The sequence below is a fragment of the Bacillus cereus group sp. MYBK30-2 genome (assembly GCF_051915945.1).
Classification (GTDB): Bacteria; Bacillota; Bacilli; order Bacillales; family Bacillaceae_G; genus Bacillus_A; species Bacillus_A paramycoides.
The window spans coordinates 2,069,571-2,088,441 of record NZ_JBQAFR010000001.1; the positions used below are offsets into that span (position 1 = coordinate 2,069,571).

Genomic DNA, 18,871 nt, shown 5'->3' on the forward strand with positions numbered 1-18,871 from the left:
AAATTAGCGCACCTCTATCATTTTATAATACTAGAATTCTGTAGTAAACCTACTTTCTTAATATTGTACAATAAAATGCAATTAAATTATTTTTTATGCACAAAAAAGTGGTTGATTCATAGAAATCAACCACCCTCTCACTATTCTACTATCATCTCTGATAATACATATGCATAAACAAGCGCTTCTGTATGTGCAATCGAGCTTTCATGCGTACGCTCAAACGCATGAGAAGAGTCAATACCAGCTCCAATTAACGCATGCTTCACATCAAATCCAGCGCGAATCGCAGCTGATGCGTCTGATCCGTAGTATGGATAAATATCCACTTTATATTCAATAGCATTCGCTTTCGCCAGTTCCACTAAATGTTTACGTAAAGCGTAATGGTATGGACCACTAGAATCTTTCGCACAAATAGATACTGTATATTCATCAGATGCTTGTCCATCACCTAACGCCCCCATATCAACTGCTAAATATTCTACAGTTTCCTCTGGAATGTTAGAGTTTCCACCGTATCCGATTTCTTCATTATTAGAAATTAAGAAATGTGTTGTATATGGCAATGTTACATTCTCATCCTGCAATCTTTTAATTAATTTTAATAAAATTGCCACACTTACTTTATCGTCTAAATGACGTGATTTTATGTATCCACTCTCTGTAATTTGAACGCGCGGATCAAATGAAACGAAGTCTCCTACTTCAATTCCTAACTCACGTACTTCATCTGCTGAAAATACACGCTCATCAATACGAACTTCAATATTTTTCTCATCGCGCTTCGCTTCGCCTGCATCTTTATATACATGGACAGAAGTTTGATGCATTAAGATTGTTCCTGTATACGTCTTACCGCTTGATGTTTCAATTTCGCAATATTCCCCTTCTACAGAGTTCCAGCGAAATCCACCAATCATAGATAAACGAAGACGACCGTCAGGCTTAATTTCTTTCACCATCGCACCTAACGTATCAACATGAGCAGTTAATAAACGATGCTGCTCATCATTCTTCCCTTTTACCGTTAAAATAAGAGCGCCTTTATTATTACGCTTCGTCTCTACATTCCACTCACTCACATAGTTTTCAATGAAATTAATAATTTTCGTCGTGTTTCCAGATGGACTCGGAATAGAGACAAGCTCTTTAATTAATTCCATCGTTTCTTTTGCATGATGTGCCATTGTCGTTTTCCTCCTCATTTTCTCTACTATTCAGTATACAAAATTTGCTATGAAACCTCTACTAATATAGTTTAATTTTCTAAATTATAGTAAAATTTAGTTTAGTACGTAAAAAGGAGCTAGCAAAAATGACCGTAACGAAAAAACATGTACATATTGCACTCATTTGGTTTTTATCCTCATTAATTTGTTTACAAGTTTCTTATGTCGTCCACACTACTACTTCTATTACAATCGGCTGGACATTAACAGTTATCTTCTTAATCATTAGCCTACTTGCAGCAAAAAAGCACAGCGCCACTAAGTAAGCTGTGCTTTTTCTATGAAACTACTCTTCCGAAACGTCCATCAAGTAAATCCCTCTTGTAAAGCCGCCTCGTTCTTCTTCTTTCTGCTTACGAAGACGTTCTATATCTTCAATTGTTGCACCTTCTGCACGCGCTAATGAAATAATAACTTCAAGTGCATCCGCAAGAGAATCTAACGCATGCTCACGCTCTTTCATTGAAGCAAATTCGCGAATTTCTTCCGTACCAATTTTCGCTAACGCTTGTATGTAAGCTTGTCCTGTTAATTTTTGCGCTGTATATGTTTTTCCAGACATTAAAATTTTCTCTGGGACACGATCCCTTACTAACTTGTTATAAGTTGACATCACTTACCCTCCTATTTTTAATAACACCCGAGCTCTGCTTTATAGAAAAACCAATCTTTTTTCACACAAGCACTTAACATATCAATTCCTGATCCATGTGCTCTTACTGTCGGAAAGAAGTAATGCTCTGGCTCCTCTTCCTTATCACTATATAAAGTCGCATACTCAGCAGGAATCGCCTCTTTTTTCACATCCCGTTCTTTCGTCACTTCACTAGAGAAAGCAACAATTGGATGTCCCTCAAAGAATAATGCAGTCCGTACTGCAAGAGATGGTGTACTATGCAAAGCATAATATGTAAGTAAAATAATAGCGATAACACCGATAATTTTCTTCATTTATTACTCCTAAAAAAAGTGCTAACACAATTATACTAAAATGTGTTAGCACTTTCTTCACTTTATTCCCCTTTAAACACCGGCAAACGTTTTTCTAGAAAAGCAGCAATACCTTCCTTATGGTCCGCTGTTTGTCTCATCGCATATTGGCCACGCTTTTCAAGTTGCAGCGTTTGTTCTAAATTAGAGCGATTTACTTCACATAAAATTTGCTTCGTTTGAATCATCGCCTTGATAGGTTTTTGTAACCATTCATTAATTTTTTGCTTCACAGCCGTTTGGAAATCCTCACCGATTACTTCATCAATTAAACCGATATCTAATGCTTCTGTTGCCGATAACTTCTTCCCTTCCCAAATAATTTGCTTCGTCATATTTTCACCGACGCGCTTTTGAAGGAAGAAATGGCCACCACCATCTGGAATTAAAGCGATTCCAATAAAGTTCATCGCAATAACTGACGAACTATCGGCCATTACATAATCAGCTGTTAACGCAATGCTTAGCCCCAGTCCTGCAGTCGGCCCATGAATCGCACTAATAACAAGCTTTGGCATCGTATATAACGTCACAACAATTTCAGAAATTGTATTCATAATGCCTTCAAACTTGCTTTCATCATTACTTGAAAGCATGGATTTAATGTCTCCACCCGCAGAAAAACCACGGCCATTTCCGCATAACACAACAACATGAGCAGAACTTGCCGCTACTTCTTTCAACTTTTGTAACAACTCTTTTAACGTTGGTTCATCTAATGCATTTAAAACCTCTGGACGATTGACCATAACCGTTGCTACGCGCCCTTCATATTTCACAACAACAGATTCTGTTTTACTTGTTACTTCCATTATATATACCCCTCTTTTCCACATAAAGATTATACTTCTATAATTATAGAAAGTATGTCAAAAACCCTTCTTTTTTCTTAATTTTCTGTCTAATATTCTCGTAATTTGTATATAACTCCGTATAAAACATACAATTTCGTTAAAAAATATAGAAATTAAAGTCGGTTTATCGATGCTTTTCATCTATTTACCATTGTAATGAAATGGTGTATTCTTAAGTTTGTTACAAAAACAAATATGGAAATTCATTCGCCTTACTATGTAAATAAGGCTTTTATCCCCATCTCTTGGGTATTGAAATAAAGGAATGAAGAAATGGAGGAACATATGGTTACTAAGTTGAAACAAACGGATAACTACTTCCCGCATTTCCTATTGCTATTCATTGTGTTTCAACCAATTTTAGATTTATTAACATCTTTTTCAATCTATGTATTACACATGAGTGCAACAGTTGGAATCGTAGTCCGTTTCGCCTTTATGCTTCTCGCATTAGGGTATCTACTTCTTCATAGAAAACAACATGGAGCGAAAAAGTACATTCTCTATTTATGTCTACTTGGGGTCGTACTAGCAATTGGCCTTGTAAATAATATGATGGTCAAATCTCCAGTTTCATTTGGCGAAGAAGTGAAATTTATTTTAAAGAGCATCTATCCAATTGTGTTACTGTTTGGATATATCATCGCCTTTGAAGAGTTAAAAAATAATGAACACGCGTTTCATAAAATCATTACATATTTCTTATATGCAACTTTAATTTTAAGTATCACACTGATTGTTGCAATGCAAACTGGTACAGATTTCCCAAGCTATCCTCACTCAAAGATCGGTTCAAGAGGATGGTTCTTTGCTGGAAATGATTTAAGTGCTATTTTTGCAATTATGTTCCCAATCGTTGTCTTATATTCGATTCACAAAACAACTTCTTTCTCGAAAGTCTATTACTGGATTCCAACAATACTTGCGATGTATGCAAGTATTATGGTCGGAACGAAAGTAGGATACGGTGCAATTGTTCTTACACTTGGTATTGCACTTTTATTCTCATTCATTGAATATATGATTCATCGCAAAAAAGAAGGAAAAGGATTCACATATCTTGTAAACACAGTTGTTGCTGCTATTGTACTAGGAGGCTTAATTGCACTTACACCGCATACTCCTATCGCAAAAAATATGGGCATCCATTTACAAATGTATGAATACAAAAAATCAGTTCAAGAAGAAAAAGAAGGAAAAGTAATTAAAGAAGATCCAGACGAAGCAAAAAAACATGCACAAGGTGAGCTAACAGACTCTGAAGTGAAAAGTTTAATTTACAGTGATCGCGATAAGTTTTTAGAAGTATACAAACAATACTATAAAGACGCACCACTATCACAAAAATTATTCGGAATGGGCTACGCTGGTAACTATACGGATAAAATTAAATTAATCGAAATGGACTTCCATGATCTATTCTTTGCATTCGGAATCATCGGTTCTCTTATTTACTTCCTACCATTCCTTTACTTCGGTATTAAATTGTTACTGCGCATCATCGCAAACTTTAAGAAAATATTGACTGTGAAATATATGCTATCAGCTAGCACCATTATACTATCACTTGGAATCGGCTTTATGTCCGGGCACGTATTAACCGCGCCATCCGTTAGTATTTTCTTCGTTGTTATACTCGCTTACGTAATCGTTGATTTAAAGGCGGAATAACTGAATAAAAAAACGCTTAGAGAAATAATTCTCTAAGCGTTTTTTTGTCCTACCATTCCCTTACCGCCTCTAGTATTCAAAGTACTAATTCTTTCTATTGAAAAGATGCATGAATCTGCTCTAACACCTCATCTATATTATCCTTCGTAATCACAATACCGAAGTCTTTCGGGGCATTGCTATCCTCTTCATTCACAACTTTATGCGCGATCATCTGCCCGACTTCCGGTCTGAAATGATGCCCATCCATATAATTGTCTAAATTCTTTGTAACGGAATTGAGATACATGAAATGATGAACTTCTCCAAATGCATCCACAGCGTCATGAAGCCATCTTTTATAATCTTCCCATCGCCCTGACTGAATCATCGTACGGAACAGAGGCTCTGAAACAGGCGTTGTAAAAATATAAAACTTCGTATTCGGATTATGAGCCTTTACTGTTCCTAATATTTCTTTCATATTTTGATACTCATAATTCCCGCCGTAAATCTCTCTACTAAACTTATCTACTTGCGCTGCTATTTGTGCATCGCGTTCTTCTTTCGTATAATCACGCATTGACTTTACATTCTCTCGATTGTACCAGTCAATAGCCGTATTATGATGGATAGAGTTTTCGATTGTATTCTTTGAATAGGTAATCCCGTCCATACTCACATACGATTTAATCGGGTACAATAAACTTTGCGCCTGATTAATATACACTTCTGGTTTATCAAAGCCGATTTCTCTATTTTTGTTCGTTCCAAGAAAATCTAAACCGAGTACAATTGACGATAATTCACTGCCTTTTTGTTTTTTCGCGTATTCAATATACGCATCATATTCACGCGGGTCTGTACTACTCACCGCATAATTAAATGCGTTTAACCCGGTGAAGTCATTCTCGTTAATAAAAGTCGTTCTACTACTTCCAAGTATAACTCCATCATATGTAAACGGACGGTATGTTATATAATTCGTTTTCTGCTGTCTCTCGTTAAACCCAAACTGAACATCATTCCACTTATTTTTATGCGGGAATAACCAAAGTGAATCTATATAGCTATTAAATATCCCAACACCTACAAGAGGAACAAAAACACATACAAAGACGAAAATAAGCCACTGTTTGTTTTTCATATTCTCCACCTAGAAATTAAAGTATAAAAACTCACTAATACTCGTTAAATGTAACACGCTATATACGAGCAATATTGCAGTAAATAAAGCGGTCCATACATTCGGACGGAATGAATCTTTTAACTGAATCGAATTTTTCAAGAAGAAACTAATACATAACGCCCCAAAAATGTACGCTACCATTTTCGGATCTAATAAAGATACATGGTACCCTTCTGTAAATGAAACACCGTACTCTTTTAAAAATTGCAACTTCTCTATTATAAATGCTGGGAATACGCTATTTGCTAATTCGAATCCATTTAATCCAAACATTCCTTTTAACACTTTCACCGCATCATGCATAGATGTTGCCCTAAAGAATACCCACGTTATATTAATAAAGAAAAACGTAACGAGCCAACCAGCAAAGGCTGGCATGCGCCCTCCCGCTTTACTCCATAAGCGATGAATAACAGAAGCCGCGCCGTGCAGGAAGCCCCAAAAAATAAATGTCCAACCAGCTCCATGCCAAAGTCCACTTATTAAAAATACAATCATAATATTCACGTATGTACGTGTAATCCCTTTTCGATTTCCTCCTAGAGAAATATATACATACTTCGTTAAAAACTGGCTAAGCGTCATATGCCAACGATGCCAAAAATCTTGTATATTCACTGCTTTATATGGTGAATTAAAGTTTTGAGGTAATTTAATATTGAACATTAAGGCGATTCCAATTGCCATATCACTATATCCACTAAAATCAAAATATAATTGGAACGTAAACGCTAACGACGAAAGCCACGCTTCGACGAATGTTAATGATTGCTGCACATCAAACCCTTCACGTACAAGGGGTGATAATACATCTGCAATACCTACTTTTTTGAAAATACCAATTGCAAATACGAAAATCCCAAGAACGATATACTTCGATTGCCAACGCTTTTTACTATCATCAGCAAACTGCGGCATAATTTGCGCATGATGTACAATCGGTCCTGCAATAAGCTGCGGGAAAAACGTTACAAACAATGCGTAATCAAGAAAATGACATGCCTTCGTTTCCCCGCGATACGTGTCTACTAAAAATGCTATCTTTTGAAACGTATAGAAACTAATCGCAAGCGGTAACGTTAATGATAATAATGTAAAATGAGTTCCAATTAATGCATTAACATTTTGTAAGAAGAAATCATAATACTTGAAATAACTAAGCATCCCAATATTAAATATTAACCCTACTATTAAAAGAAATTTACTCTTACGCTTCACGAGCCTCATTCCGATAAAGTAGTTCACAATGAGCGACACTAACATAAGCGGTAAATATTTCACATTCCAATAACTATAGAAAAATAAAGAGGCCGCAACGAGCCAAGCTTTCGCTAATGTAGCATGTCCAAATTTATTTAATAGAAAATATAAAAGAAATGCTATCGGTAAAAATAAAAAAATAAACTCAAACGAGTTAAATAACACACCATCTCTTCCCTTCTAAACAAATCACACCTTATTCATCTTATCTTATCCAAATAATGAGTGTCAAAAGGATTCCGTCCCTCTTTTCTTCTATTATATATAGTAATCATTTTAATCGAATTATTAATATGCCAAAATAATAAAGGCGCTTTTATATAAAAAAATATATAATAGGAATGTCGGTTTTTTGCACGAAATGTATTTTTGAAAAAAGTGAGGAGAGTCCTTTGGTATTTAGTAGTTCTATTTTCTTATTTATCTTTTTACCCCTCGTATTATTTTTCTATTTTATAGTGCGTGCCGAGCTACGTAATTTCGTATTACTTGCATTTAGTTTAATTTTCTATGCATGGGGAGAACCACGATTCGTCCTCTTAATGCTCTTTTCTATTTTATTAAACTACTGCTTCGGCCTACTCGTGCATCATTATGATAAACGAAAAAATATGAAAGTCACATTTTTAATTATGGCTGTGGTCGGAAATATTTTATTACTTTCTTATTTTAAATATATTTCCTTTTTCACAGACATTTTGAATCAAACTTTGCATTTATCTATTCATGTGGAACCTATTCCACTACCGATTGGAATTTCTTTCTATACGTTCCAAGCGATGTCCTATGTTATTGACATATACCGTAAAGATGGAGATGTTCAAAAAAATCCACTTAACTTAGCGTTATATATATCAATTTTCCCGCAGCTCATTGCCGGACCAATCGTTCGTTACAATATCGTTGCTGAACAAATTAAAACGCGCATCCATTCTTTTGAACGATTTACAGAAGGTATCCAAATTTTCGTTTTAGGATTAGCGAAAAAAATATTAATTGCCAACCAAGTTGGATTTGTCGCAGATAAAATCTTCGCCTTACCACCGTCTGAAATAAGCGTTGGAACGGCTTGGATTGGTATTATCACCTATACTCTTCAAATCTATTTCGATTTCTCAGGGTACTCTGATATGGCAATTGGACTTGGAAAAATGTTCGGATTTGATTTCCCGAAAAACTTCAATTATCCGTACATCTCGAAATCCATTTCAGAATTTTGGAGAAGATGGCACATTACACTAGGTTCTTGGTTCCGCGACTATATATACATTCCGCTCGGCGGAAACCGTGTTTCAAAACTAGCAAATTACCGTAACCTCTTCATCGTATGGGGATTAACCGGTTTATGGCACGGAGCAAGCTGGACATTTATCGCCTGGGGCTTATATTACGGCTTTATTATCTCGATTGAAAAAGCTGGATTTGAGAAAATATTAAATAAGCTATGGAAACCGCTGCAACACGCATATGTACTAATCATCGTTATGATTGGTTGGGTCTTCTTCCGAGCTGATAATTTCGCTTACTCGTTCCAATATTTAAAAGCGATGTTTGGCATGCAGCGACAATCTTTCATTGATGACAACACAATGCTATATATACATGAATACATTATCGTATTTATCATTGCCTTTATCGCAGCGACACCAATTTTGAAACGTGTTAAAAACATATTAGAACTTGCGCCCAAAACGTATATGTTCACGATGCAAGTTGTACGTCCTATATTATTACTCACATTATTTATGATTTCGATTATGTATTTAATTAATTCGACGTATAATCCATTTATTTACTTCAGGTTTTAACTTATGTAGGAAGGAAAAGTTATTATGAAAAAATTGGGGAACATCGTCCTATTTATCGGTTTTCTCACCATTATCTTTTCATTTGGCATATTATCGCTTCTCAAAACTGACCGAGCAATTTCGCCCGTTGAAAATCGTCCGCTCGCTCAAAAACCAACTCTTACAAAAGAAGCCCTCGCAAAAGGCAGCTTCTTTAAAGACTTTGAGACATATACAAACGATCAATTAATCGGAAGAGATGATTTCATTAAAAACTATACACTTACCCAAATTAAAATGGGCAAGTCTCTCATTAACGATATTATTCTAACTGATGATAAATGGCTTCTAAAAAACCCAGCTTGGACTACAAAATATAATGAGATTGACCAAGCTATGCCAGCTGTAAAAGACTTATCTCAGTTTTTAAAAGAACAAAATATTGAGTTTTACTTTGCTTTACCACCGTCCAAAACGAATGCATTATCATTTAAATTGCCTTCTTATATTCACACATATGCACAGGAAAATTTAAATTATTTTCTAAATAAACTTCCAGCGGACGTAAAGCCAATTAAACTTATGGATTATTTTAAGCACAACTATACAAATGAAGAAATACAAAGTATGTACTTCAAAACAGACCATCACTGGAATATGGATGGTGCCTTCTTAGGCTATCAATATATAATGAACACAATCGGGCAACAATCTTCTATATATAAAGGAAAAGAAATAAAAAAAGAAGATTACACTCGTACGTGCGCTCCAAATAAACATCTAGTCGGAAGCTTTAACAACCAGCTATACCAACTGATCGATGCGACTGGTGAAAAACTATGCTACTACACACCGAAAGGCGGTTTCAACTTCACAAGCGTAACCGCAAAAGATGTAAACGGCACTGTATATCACACATTGGATGAACTATATGGCGTAGAAAAACAAAATGATACAACATCATACGCAGGTTACTACACAAACGACTATCCAGAAATCGTCATCGAAAATAACAATGCGCCAAATGATGTACGAGCTTTAGTCCTAAAAGATTCATTCGCAAACGCAATCGTGCCTCACTTAGCACAAAGCTTTAAACACACATCCATCCTCGACCTCCGTCACTATCACGAAAAGGATGTATATCAATACATTAAAGACAACAATATTAATATGGTGTTGTTTGTGTATAGTGATTCGAATTTGAGTGGTGAAATGTTTAAGTTTAAGAACTAAAAGAAGCCTCTTGTAACCAATTTACAAGAGGCTTCTTCTTTATTTATTCCGCTATTTGTGGGAAATAATAAATTAAACTATTATGGGTTTCGACATTGTTATTATTTCACTTGTACCTTCAACTACAAAAAGGAGAAAGAGCTAGGAAATGTCCCTCTACCTCTCTAAAACTAAGATTACATCCCTCTTTTTATAGACTCTTTTGCATGTAAGTCATTAATAATATGTTTGGATGCTCTTGAAATTTGTTCTCTTAATTCCTCTACCCTTTGTCCTAAAGTTTCTTGTATATATTCTTTTTGTTCTATTTGGTTGATTGCCATGCTATATAGTGTCTCTGGCGTCCAGCCTCCATCTACACTCCCAATACTCGGTTGGTTTACTTGTTGTACAAATGAATCGATCTTTGGATCATATGAAATGCCAATCATCGGAGTATTAGCAACTGCCGCTAATATAAGAGCATGGAGTCTCATTCCGATTAGCAAGGAGCATTCTGATAAAATAGAGATTTTTTCATGAATATCCATTTTATAAGGGAGCATGTGTGCTTCTTCTCCCATCAAATTAATGATTTCCCTTGATGCATTTTGATCAAATGGACCATGCATCGGTACAAATAAAATATGATATCCCTCTTGCTTAAGTCTTTTTAGCGTGTCTGCTAACTTCTTCATATAATTTTCTTTTGCATCCCAGTACCGTACACTAACCGCAACAACTTTCCCTTGTAAAGAATGTTTTTGCAGCCAATTGGTCTTCTTTTTTTCTGGCATACAAGCTAATACTGGATCTGGAACAAGTTCGATGTCTTTCTTAATACCAATTTCTTTTAAGTACAAAAAAGAGTCTTCATCACGCACTGATATATATTCAGCCTTTGATATATGCCATTTCACCAATAAACGATTTCGCTTCTTCGTAATAGGCCCGATTCCTTGGGCATAAATATAATACGGCTTTTTCAACAAAAGAGCCAACCGCATAATACCTGTATAATATAGAATACTTCTTATACTCGTCTTATCTTGCAAGAGGCTACCGCCTCCACTAATTAAACCATTACTTTTCTTTATTTCTCGGTAAATCGCTCCTATATCCCAACGATTTACCGCCTCTACACCGTACATTTCCCTTGTATAGTCGGGGTCATTAGAAAGTACAACAAGCTCAAGAGTAGGATCCTCTTCATGCAGCGCTTTAATAATTGATTGTAAAATTGCTTCGTCCCCAACATTATAAAAACCATAATATCCTGATAAAACTAACCGCACTCTTAGCCTCCTCCAACGTTTCACAATCAGCTCTTTTGTAATTAAACAAATTGCTATTAATTCCTTACCGAGAAAGGTTTGATAACTTCAAATTGAATTCTTTTAAAAACATATAACAAACCATACTTATTTATAATGCTGTTCATTTTCTATAATAATCGAATTTATTTACGTAAAAACGGAATTTGTTCTTTCGATATCCAGTTTAATTTCAACGCACATACGCCATATAACAAGGAAGCTATTCCTAGCGCTACAGCACTATATATCATTGCAAAAAGTCTAGAATCTGTCACATTGATAAGTGTAGACACAAAGTATAATGCTACCCCTAAAATACTAGATACTACAATCACCGCTATAAATTTCCCTATATGTATTGGATAGGAAAGGTCTTTTCTAATATAAATGTAATTCGCGATACAAATCAGTATATATATGATTAGAGTACTATACGCTGCTCCATTTATACCAACTTGTTTTACTAGCGTTATATTTAAAATAATTTTTACGAAACTCGCACCAATGATAATCCATGCCGCTTGCATTGAACGCTTAATCCCTTGCAAAATTCCTATTGATAATACCGTAAGTGATGTGAAATACGAACTACCAATTAAAATGGCTAGCATGCCACTTCCTTTTGTGTCTGTAAATAATCCAACATTAAGCGGTACTGCGAGCGCCATAAGCCATATCGTTAGCGGCATTGTTAAAACATGCGCAAACTCATTTGTGCGCTTTACTGTCAGTTTAGCTAAAGCTATATCTTTTTTTGTTAAAGCAGCTGTTAATAATGGAATTAATGGAAATACCATTGCGCTTGCAAGTACAACAATTAATTGCGTAAATGCAAAACCACGGCTATATATACCGAATTGCTCTTGAATAGTTGCCGAAGATTCATGTAGTACATGTGGAATTGTTACGGAATCAACTAAATTTAAAACCGGCATAGATAACGCTCCAATGGCAATGGGAATTGAAACACGGAGTATTTTTTTCGCGTTTTTCTTAAAGTCTTGTAACGAATACGTTTTACTCTTATAACGATACGTGCTTCTCACATATTTTACTCGTAAATATATAAGTGACGTAATAACGCCAAAGCAAGAGCCAATCATTGCTCCACCTGTTATGATATCACTACTTTTATTCAAATATACAAATACATAAGCAATCGTTAGCATAAAGAACACGCGAATCAACTGCTCAATTACTTGTGATACGCCCGTAGGTATCATATCTCCAAATCCTTGGAAATATCCACGATACACTGCCATGTATGGTGCGATTAACAAGGCAAATGAAGTAACAATTAATGGTAGCCTCGTCTCTTGTCCACCAAGCATATTTGCAATACTACTCGATCCAATGATAATAATTAAAAATCCGAATATCCCACATATAACACCGATAATAGATGCGGACGTAAACAATTTAGCAATTCCGTCCCGATCATTTTTTTCATGAAGTTCAGCAATTAGCTGGGATATTGCTAGCGGAACCCCCGCTACTGATAAAGTTAAGGCTATCATATATACAGGAAAAACGAGGCGAAAAATCCCAAGTACTTCATCTCCCGCTATATTTTGCAATGGAATTTGAAAAAAACTCCCCACCACTTTCGATAGGAACGTTGTAATGGTTAAAATTGCAGCGCCTTTTACAAACTTTTTATTCATCTTCTATCTCTTTTCTTTCAAATATGATTTAAATAAATATCAAGTCAGTATTCTTGCTTAATCTAGAGAAACTTCACTCTATTTCATTTAGTTATCATACCAAATTTCTTATATATTGAATACTCTCGTTCCAAATATAATATGTACAAAACAAGATTATTTCCATCCTATTTTCCCTTAAATTTACTACTTTTACTTATTCAAGATAAACCTGTAATATACTGTAGCTCTTGTCAGTAAGAGGATTGTTTGCAACACGCTAAATTAAGTAAAATAATTCTTAAAATTCCCTTTTCAAGAGGAAGTTGAGAAATCTGAAAAAACAGACGCAATGTGACTTATTCAATCATCTTAAGTTTATAATTTCGTTAACCGTACACAATTAATTTGTGAAGGTAGCCATTTCTCAAATCCTAAATATAATTAGAAGTTAGATGATCTAATTGATGCTCAACAGATTTATAAAATCCAGACATAAGGATTCTCCACATAAGCAACACATATATAAATAATAAGAACCCCCACACTCTACAACGCAACTCGTGTGAAGGTTCTTATTATTATACTGCCTTAACTTCTAAAAACTGTAGTTTCTCTTTTTGCTCATCATTCGCCATCATAACTATCGTCTTTTCAACATGTGGATGCACATTTTCAAGCGTCACACTCGCTCCTACTTTATCTGACTGCTCAACAAAGTTTAATAACGCCATAGCTCCTGATACATCCATATAACGTACATCTTTCATACGTAAAACAACCGGTGACTTCACATCTTGTAAAGAAGTAAAAATACGATCTACTGATAGGAAAGAAAGTGATCCCTGAATCGTGTACGTCGCTTCTTTTTCTTTTATAATAGAAGCTTTCCGTTCTTTACATCTCACCATATATATAATGAAAGAAAGAATAATACCAAACGCAACAGCAACCATTAAATCAAATTTCACTGTCACAAACATCGTCACGAACATAACAATAACATCACCCTTTGGGGCTACGTGCACTTTCCTCATACTTTCCCAATCAAACATCCCTATACCAGTTAAAATTAAAATACCTGATAATACAGCAAGTGGGATATATTGTACCACCGAACCGAGTCCCATAATGAAAATAAATAATATGACACTATGCATACAAGCTGAAAGTGCCGTTTTCCCGCCACTTCTTATATTTACAATAGACCTAACAGTCGCCCCTGCTCCTGCTAATCCTCCGAACAAACCGCTCGCAATATTACCAATACCTTGTCCGATTAGCTCTTTATTACTTTTATGCCGTGTCCCTGTCACATTATCCATTACGACAGACGTTAATAATGAGTCAATGGATCCTAGTAAAGCAATACTTAGAGCTGGTAATACAAGTTCCAACATTCCCGATCCGCTTAAAGCCGGTACGTGAAGAGCTGGCATCGCCTCCGGAATTGTACCTATCTTTTCAATTACCTTATTTAAAGAAATAGTTCCTACAACCGGTAAGTGTACTGTAAGTCCTTGTAGCATAGATGAAAATAACGGCAACGCTACTGTAACACCTACTAATGCCACTAAACTTGATGGAATCGCCTTAATCCATTTTCCAGAAACAATCATTACAATAATCGTTAATAACACAAGTAGAAAACTATTTTGTACGTGCTTCATTTCACCTAAAATAATGATAAGTGCAATCCCATTCATAAACCCTGAAACTACAGAGTACGGAATATAGCGAACGTAAGAGCCAAGCTTACATACACCAAATAAAATTTGAAATACCCCTGCCATCATAAATGCAATAAAACTTGCTTCTAATCCGTAAGTTGCAATAACGCCTGTTGCAATAACTGTAATCGGCCCAGTTGGTCCAGTTACTTGCCCTGGTGTGCCGCCAAATAACGCCGCAAACAAACCTGCAAAAATCGCACCATACAATCCAACTAGTGCCCCTTCAGACGTTCCCGTCGCGGCAATACCAAATGCAATTGCTAGCGGCAAAGCAACAATCGCAACAGTAAACCCTGCTAAACATTCCTTTGCTATTTTTTGAATCATAAAAAAACCACCTTCATATAAAGTCCACGTTCCATTGTACACCCAAAAAGATTCATTCGTTAGCGTATTTATAAGAAACTCTTTACAGTCTCGTGAAGTAAACGTATTCAATGAAAAGTTTCTCCCTTACCTTTGGAAACAATTACAACTATGCTATAATGAACAAATTAAATCTTTTACTATACACTTGGAGGCACTATGCTAACTTTTGAAGAAAAATTATCGATTATTGAATCTTTCCCAGAATTAGAAAGAAAGAACGTATCATTAAAACGCGTAAACTTTCACTTTGAAGAAAGTCGTTTAGATAAAAAGAACGTTGTATATCATTTACATCCAAACGGAAACGGATTTGTATACGCAAGCGGTATTAAAGGCTACAAAACGGACGACAAAGGTATGATTAACATCCGTGAATTTTCAGCAGAGGAATTACGTTCAGTAATTGAGCAATCCATTGAACTACTATCACAAGAAGAAATAGTAGTTCCTGCAGAACCTGCGAAAGAAGAAGAATGGCATAACGAAGATGGTCATATTCTTACTCTTATATCTGAGGATGACATGTGGAACGTTTACGCTGGTGTAAACTTAGACGGTACATTCAACTCTTATCCAGAAGCTGCGGAATACCTTGACGAAGAAGGTTTTTCACGTAAATAATAAGCTCTCCACCATGTATGATACCCCCGTAAATTACGGGGTATCATACATCAAATTATGAAATCAAAACTTCTTATTCTCACTATCCCCTATAAAACTTTGAAGTTGACAACTATAAGACTCCGTATTAAAAACATCATTAACTAACTCCACTTCAATAAAACTTTCCACTTCTATATTGTTTTCTTTTACATATTTAATCATGGTATTTCTACGTTCCTCTTCATTCTCTTTACTATACGCTAATGTTAAATATTTCCCGCCCGGTAATATTTTTATATTTTGCTCCTCTTCCATATGTACATTATCTTGCACCTTATTAAAAACATACTTTGGTTCTACATCCCACTTTTCATTTACATTGTATAGAATCCCCATTTCCATTGACATTTTCCCTTCATAATTTTGAATGATTTTCTCTAAATCGGAATAATAAAGTAACTCTTGTAAACTCCCCACTTCTTTACAAGGGGCTACAATTACATAACGCTGTTCAAAGAACTGAATAGATATTTCATCATTCTTTAATATATCCTGTGAACTCCCTACTTTCGCATTTAAACAATCAATCGTTTCGATTACTTCTTTCATTTTCTTTATATTTTCTTCCGCTTCTTCTCTCTTTAATTGTAAAAATTGCAGCAATTTATCCGTATTACATTCCTTAAAAATCTCTTGAAGTTCTACTATACTGGTGTTTAACTCTCTACAGCTTTTTATAATATCAATGTGAATAAATTGATCTATAGAATAATATCTATATCCAGTTGATTCATCAATATGTTTTGGAATAAGAATCCCCATTTTATGATAGTACCTTAATGCTTTTATCGTTATATCCTTTATTTTTGCAACTTCTCCAATAGAAAAGAATTTTTTCACTTTAATCTCTTCCTTTATATTTTTTCCCTCACTACCATTGACTCTCCCCTTAGAGGAGACTTTACTATTTATATAATAAGTTATTTACATTGATAAAGGGAGTATACAATTATGAACACAGTAAAATATAGAAGTCTTGTTAAGGAAGACTATGAGCCTATAAAACATTTAATTGGCGAGGCATTTGGATTTAATCAATTCATTACAGATAAAAAATTTTTAAATTCATTACTAAACTTCTATCTACAAAGTTGTATTTTAGGAAGTTCCTTTAGCAAGGTAGCTGAAAAAGATAATAAAATTATTGGTGTCATTTTAGGCGATTCCGAAAAGGATAAAAACCGTTTAAAGAAATTTCATAATACTTTTAGCTTTGCCTATAACACGCTTAAACTATTCATGACTAATAAAGAGAATAGAGAATTTTTAAAAGCATTTATAAAAGTTCAAAAAACATATAAAGAACTAATTAAAGGAAAAGAAGATCATTTTCAAGGCTGTATACAATTATTCATCGTATCCGAAGAATCTAGAGGTCTTGGAGTTGGGAAAACTTTAATGAATGAATTGTTCCAATATATGACAAAAGAAGATGTGACATCCTTATATTTATATACAGATAATGCATGCAACTATGGATTTTATGACAAGCAAAACTTCAAACGTGTACAAGAAAAAGCCATTCATTTTGGACCAAAGGAAGATCAATTTAATATATTTTTATATCGCTATGATTTTCTCTAATAGCAACATTTACGATTCGATGCTCTTTACTAATTAGTAAAGAGCTATATTAAGTATGATCGATCCTATCGAGAAATATGAAGAGAATGTGGTTATCAAAAAACAATGCCAGCACAAGTTCTCCAGCCAAACTCTTTCACTGCTATCATACAAATTGCGGGTGAACCGATTGGTGTGGGTTAATAACCAGTAGGTGATGCTCTACTAATTAAAGTTTCAATTTACTACAGTGAAATTTAGAGTTTGAACTGTTCAACTTGGAAAGAGGAAGATATTTAACAACATCAGTGTAAATTGGGTATTGTACATGAGTAATACCGTAAAAAAGGGGAGCACAACATGGAATGGATTTATGAATTATTTCAGCAATATGGGTATTATGTAGTACTTATTGGGTTGCTGTTAGAATATATCGCTCTTCCGTTTCCAGGAGAGCCAACATTAGCCTATGCAGGATTTTTATCGCATCAAGGTGATTTGAGTTTACCAATTTTAATTATTTTATCCTTTATTGGGACAAGTGTAGGTATGACATTCCAATACTTTTTAGGAAATAAACTTGGCATGCCTTTCATTCAGAAATACGGGAAATATGTATTTTTAACACAACGAAAAATTGATTTAACGAAAATGTGGTTTGATAAATACGGATATTTTCTAATCTTTATCGCTTTTTTCATTCCAGGTGTCCGCCACTTTACAGGGTACTTTGCAGGAATTATCAACTTACCGTTTCGCCGTTTTGCAATTACAATTTATTCAGGCGCCCTATTTTGGGTATCTTTCTTCTTAATTTGTGGTTACTGGTTAGGCGAAAACTTACAAGATATATTCACAGTACTTGGACAGCACATTGGGAAAATTATTTTTGGTATGATTGCCATTATGCTAATCACCCGATTCCGCAAAAAATTAAAGCTTGTGTTTGTAAAAAACTAAAGCACGTATTTGTAAAAAAACATAGTAGAGTAGAAAACTGAAACAGATTAAATTTTCTTTAGAGATGGCTCTGCCATCTCTTTTCCGTTTCAGCTTCCCCTCATCAAACCGTACGTGAGGTTTTCCCTCATATGGCTTTCCGATGTTTTTCCTTCTTTTGTTTTCAGTTTGTTCTAGCTTCCGACCTTCACGAGTATGTATGTTGTTTTGTTTGACTGACATACGATGACAAAGTCATCGGCATATCGAATAAGTTCTGTAAAAAGACAATAAAGTTATTTAATTTTAAAACCTAAAACAAGCATAACCCCGTTCTAAATTTAGGATGGGGTTAAAATATAGTTGTTTAATTTTCGATATAAGATACTTCACTGTACTCAAAAATATAACAATAAAGTCGTTTGAAAATCTAGGGTTTATTGAACAATAGCGCCCTTTAATTGAATA

Annotated in this window: 17 protein-coding genes; 7 read left to right on the forward strand and 10 right to left on the reverse strand. The window is 34.8% G+C overall.

Annotated features, from left to right (window positions below; translation table 11 throughout):
• Nucleotides 1-140: 140 nt before the first annotated feature.
• A complete protein-coding gene (locus tag ACTFQM_RS10695) occupies nt 141-1,190 on the reverse strand; it encodes a M42 family metallopeptidase (RefSeq protein WP_098475394.1) in 1,050 nt (349 codons plus the stop codon).
• Between the two features lie 128 nt (nt 1,191-1,318).
• On the opposite strand from ACTFQM_RS10695, the gene ACTFQM_RS10700 reads away from it, so the two are divergent.
• On the forward strand, nt 1,319-1,498 hold the full coding sequence (locus ACTFQM_RS10700) for a hypothetical protein (protein WP_002170588.1): 180 nt from the start codon (nt 1,319-1,321) through the stop codon (nt 1,496-1,498).
• A gap of 20 nt (nt 1,499-1,518) precedes the next feature.
• Here ACTFQM_RS10700 and ACTFQM_RS10705 read toward each other — a convergent pair whose 3' ends face one another.
• The 3 genes from ACTFQM_RS10705 to ACTFQM_RS10715 all read right to left on the reverse strand — a co-directional run bounded on the left by ACTFQM_RS10705 (nt 1,519) and on the right by ACTFQM_RS10715 (nt 3,034).
• Complete coding sequence (locus tag ACTFQM_RS10705) at nt 1,519-1,845, reverse strand: nucleoside triphosphate pyrophosphohydrolase (RefSeq protein WP_016119674.1); 327 nt, start codon at nt 1,843-1,845, stop codon at nt 1,519-1,521.
• A gap of 17 nt (nt 1,846-1,862) precedes the next feature.
• Nucleotides 1,863-2,183, reverse strand: coding sequence for a hypothetical protein (locus ACTFQM_RS10710; RefSeq protein ID WP_327919468.1), 321 nt, complete (start codon nt 2,181-2,183; stop codon nt 1,863-1,865).
• 62 nt (nt 2,184-2,245) lie between these two features.
• The gene (locus tag ACTFQM_RS10715) at nt 2,246-3,034 is read right to left on the reverse strand and encodes an enoyl-CoA hydratase (RefSeq protein ID WP_098789860.1); all 789 of its coding nucleotides are present in this window, start codon (nt 3,032-3,034) and stop codon (nt 2,246-2,248) included.
• A gap of 327 nt (nt 3,035-3,361) precedes the next feature.
• Here ACTFQM_RS10715 and ACTFQM_RS10720 point away from each other — a divergent pair, with 327 nt between their 5' ends.
• On the forward strand, nt 3,362-4,747 hold the full coding sequence (locus tag ACTFQM_RS10720) for an O-antigen ligase family protein (protein ID WP_440034281.1): 1,386 nt from the start codon (nt 3,362-3,364) through the stop codon (nt 4,745-4,747).
• A gap of 94 nt (nt 4,748-4,841) precedes the next feature.
• Here ACTFQM_RS10720 and ACTFQM_RS10725 read toward each other — a convergent pair whose 3' ends face one another.
• Complete coding sequence (locus ACTFQM_RS10725; protein WP_440034282.1) at nt 4,842-5,873, reverse strand: hypothetical protein; 1,032 nt, start codon at nt 5,871-5,873, stop codon at nt 4,842-4,844.
• 9 nt (nt 5,874-5,882) lie between these two features.
• The gene (locus ACTFQM_RS10730; RefSeq protein WP_327919472.1) at nt 5,883-7,340 is read right to left on the reverse strand and encodes an MBOAT family O-acyltransferase; all 1,458 of its coding nucleotides are present in this window, start codon (nt 7,338-7,340) and stop codon (nt 5,883-5,885) included.
• Between the two features lie 227 nt (nt 7,341-7,567).
• Between ACTFQM_RS10730 and ACTFQM_RS10735 the strand changes: the two genes are divergently transcribed.
• Nucleotides 7,568-8,983 (forward strand): MBOAT family O-acyltransferase, encoded by a 1,416-nt coding sequence (locus ACTFQM_RS10735; RefSeq protein ID WP_440034283.1) that lies wholly within the window; start codon nt 7,568-7,570, stop codon nt 8,981-8,983.
• A 24-nt stretch (nt 8,984-9,007) separates the two neighbouring features.
• Nucleotides 9,008-10,198 (forward strand): secondary cell wall polysaccharide O-acetyltransferase PatB1, encoded by a 1,191-nt coding sequence (gene patB1, locus ACTFQM_RS10740; protein ID WP_440034284.1) that lies wholly within the window; start codon nt 9,008-9,010, stop codon nt 10,196-10,198.
• A gap of 176 nt (nt 10,199-10,374) precedes the next feature.
• Here the strand turns inward: patB1 and csaB are convergent, their stop codons facing one another.
• The 3 genes from csaB to ACTFQM_RS10755 form a co-directional block, all read right to left on the reverse strand.
• Nucleotides 10,375-11,472, reverse strand: coding sequence for a polysaccharide pyruvyl transferase CsaB (gene csaB / locus ACTFQM_RS10745; RefSeq protein ID WP_440034285.1), 1,098 nt, complete (start codon nt 11,470-11,472; stop codon nt 10,375-10,377).
• Between the two features lie 164 nt (nt 11,473-11,636).
• Nucleotides 11,637-13,157: a putative polysaccharide biosynthesis protein gene (locus ACTFQM_RS10750; protein WP_440034286.1), complete on the reverse strand. Its 1,521-nt coding sequence runs from the start codon at nt 13,155-13,157 to the stop codon at nt 11,637-11,639.
• 560 nt (nt 13,158-13,717) lie between these two features.
• Nucleotides 13,718-15,196, reverse strand: a complete 1,479-nt coding sequence (locus ACTFQM_RS10755; protein WP_328065064.1) for a SulP family inorganic anion transporter — start codon at nt 15,194-15,196, stop codon at nt 13,718-13,720.
• A gap of 198 nt (nt 15,197-15,394) precedes the next feature.
• On the opposite strand from ACTFQM_RS10755, the gene ACTFQM_RS10760 reads away from it, so the two are divergent.
• Nucleotides 15,395-15,859 carry a hypothetical protein gene (locus ACTFQM_RS10760; RefSeq protein ID WP_002170575.1) on the forward strand — a complete coding sequence of 155 codons (465 nt, stop codon included), beginning with the start codon at nt 15,395-15,397 and terminating at the stop codon, nt 15,857-15,859.
• 63 nt (nt 15,860-15,922) lie between these two features.
• Here ACTFQM_RS10760 and ACTFQM_RS10765 read toward each other — a convergent pair whose 3' ends face one another.
• Complete coding sequence (locus ACTFQM_RS10765) at nt 15,923-16,741, reverse strand: MerR family transcriptional regulator (protein ID WP_440034287.1); 819 nt, start codon at nt 16,739-16,741, stop codon at nt 15,923-15,925.
• A 111-nt stretch (nt 16,742-16,852) separates the two neighbouring features.
• On the opposite strand from ACTFQM_RS10765, the gene ACTFQM_RS10770 reads away from it, so the two are divergent.
• A complete protein-coding gene (locus ACTFQM_RS10770; RefSeq protein ID WP_440034288.1) occupies nt 16,853-17,485 on the forward strand; it encodes a GNAT family N-acetyltransferase in 633 nt (210 codons plus the stop codon).
• A 339-nt stretch (nt 17,486-17,824) separates the two neighbouring features.
• Entirely contained in the window at nt 17,825-18,424 is a 600-nt protein-coding gene (locus ACTFQM_RS10775) for a DedA family protein (RefSeq protein ID WP_427294215.1), read from the forward strand.
• The last annotated feature ends 447 nt before the right edge of the window (nt 18,425-18,871 follow it).

What these genes read in the sequence shown, in the direction of transcription:
- ACTFQM_RS10695 (WP_098475394.1), bottom strand. Translation starts at nt 1,190, where the DNA reads ATGGCACATCATGCAAAAGAAACGATGGAATTAATTAAAGAGCTTGTC.
- ACTFQM_RS10700 (WP_002170588.1), top strand. Translation starts at nt 1,319, where the DNA reads ATGACCGTAACGAAAAAACATGTACATATTGCACTCATTTGGTTTTTA.
- ACTFQM_RS10705 (WP_016119674.1), bottom strand. Translation starts at nt 1,845, where the DNA reads ATGTCAACTTATAACAAGTTAGTAAGGGATCGTGTCCCAGAGAAAATT.
- ACTFQM_RS10710 (WP_327919468.1), bottom strand. Translation starts at nt 2,183, where the DNA reads ATGAAGAAAATTATCGGTGTTATCGCTATTATTTTACTTACATATTAT.
- ACTFQM_RS10715 (WP_098789860.1), bottom strand. Translation starts at nt 3,034, where the DNA reads ATGGAAGTAACAAGTAAAACAGAATCTGTTGTTGTGAAATATGAAGGG.
- ACTFQM_RS10720 (WP_440034281.1), top strand. Translation starts at nt 3,362, where the DNA reads ATGGTTACTAAGTTGAAACAAACGGATAACTACTTCCCGCATTTCCTA.
- ACTFQM_RS10725 (WP_440034282.1), bottom strand. Translation starts at nt 5,873, where the DNA reads ATGAAAAACAAACAGTGGCTTATTTTCGTCTTTGTATGTGTTTTTGTT.
- patB1 (WP_440034284.1), top strand. Translation starts at nt 9,008, where the DNA reads ATGAAAAAATTGGGGAACATCGTCCTATTTATCGGTTTTCTCACCATT.
- ACTFQM_RS10750 (WP_440034286.1), bottom strand. Translation starts at nt 13,157, where the DNA reads ATGAATAAAAAGTTTGTAAAAGGCGCTGCAATTTTAACCATTACAACG.
- ACTFQM_RS10755 (WP_328065064.1), bottom strand. Translation starts at nt 15,196, where the DNA reads ATGATTCAAAAAATAGCAAAGGAATGTTTAGCAGGGTTTACTGTTGCG.
- ACTFQM_RS10760 (WP_002170575.1), top strand. Translation starts at nt 15,395, where the DNA reads ATGCTAACTTTTGAAGAAAAATTATCGATTATTGAATCTTTCCCAGAA.
- ACTFQM_RS10770 (WP_440034288.1), top strand. Translation starts at nt 16,853, where the DNA reads ATGAACACAGTAAAATATAGAAGTCTTGTTAAGGAAGACTATGAGCCT.
- ACTFQM_RS10775 (WP_427294215.1), top strand. Translation starts at nt 17,825, where the DNA reads ATGGAATGGATTTATGAATTATTTCAGCAATATGGGTATTATGTAGTA.